The organism is Succinatimonas hippei YIT 12066 (assembly GCF_000188195.1).
Lineage (GTDB): Bacteria > Pseudomonadota > Gammaproteobacteria > Enterobacterales > Succinivibrionaceae > Succinatimonas > Succinatimonas hippei.
In genome coordinates, this window is sequence record NZ_GL831074.1 from 7,424 (window position 1) to 8,368 (window position 945).

The 945-nt window shown below is 35.1% G+C and carries 1 pseudogene; it reads right to left on the bottom strand.

Features of this window, described 5'->3' with window-relative positions:
* A pseudogene (locus HMPREF9444_RS09815) lies at positions 1-465 on the bottom strand (hypothetical protein); the annotation flags it as partial.
* Between the last annotated feature and the right edge of the window lie 480 nt (positions 466-945).

Below are 945 nucleotides of genomic sequence, written 5' to 3' on the forward strand. Positions count from 1 at the left end.
AGTTTTAGCGATCCTTAAGATCATGGTTATGAAAAATTCTGCTTCTTTTTCATTTAACATTTTGTTTTTTACAAGATCGGCAAGCGGTAAAGAAAGAGCATTATGTTTACGAATTGAAAAAATAGGTTTGGCAGTAAGCGGAGGCAGTAAACCTTCAAAACGAGAGCCGTCAAATGGCAATTCACCTGAAAGAATTGGGCTGTTATTACTTAGTTCTTTACCTAAAATAGAAGCGAGAGTTCTTATTATTACAGCAGCTTTAATCGGATCTAATTGTCCGATTTTCATCATTCCGTTATTTTTGTGTTCGATAAATAAAGATCCGTCACAATTCAGCATTATTTCATTTATAAAAGAATCTTTTAGCGCGTTAAGGATATCACTACCCAAATCGTTTAAAAGTCTTGATAAACCACGTGCGTCATACGGACTTTGGGTTTGATTTGTGGTAATTGCTATTTCCATATTGATATCCTTAAAAATAAGCCGCAAGTGTAAGGCAAAATGAAAATGTTCCTTGATGACTTTGTTGCACTTTTGCAGTGTTTGTTAAATTTCATTTTGTAAATCAATGAAATAAAAATGTGTTTAAAAATACGCACCAAAATGGATCTGTTTAAAAGAAAAAATTCTGTGTTTTTAATGGGTAATTGGAGACGATTGTTTTTGCAGGAATATTTTTATCTAAAAAGATTAGCATCCCCGTCCAACTTTTTTTAATTGTTGTTGACAGCGTTAAGGCCTGGTTTTGTATTCTTTAAGCAATGCTCTATATCGGTGACGCAAATCAGCGAAAACAATCCGCTGTCCGTCTTTCAGAAGAAGCTATCGGGAAGTGGGACGCTACTATGTTGATTTTACCGAGGTAAAGACTCCGTATCTTGATGCCGTCGGTCAAGAGTGTCTTTCTGATTGTTTGGTATAGTTCTGCTGGTATCCCATATG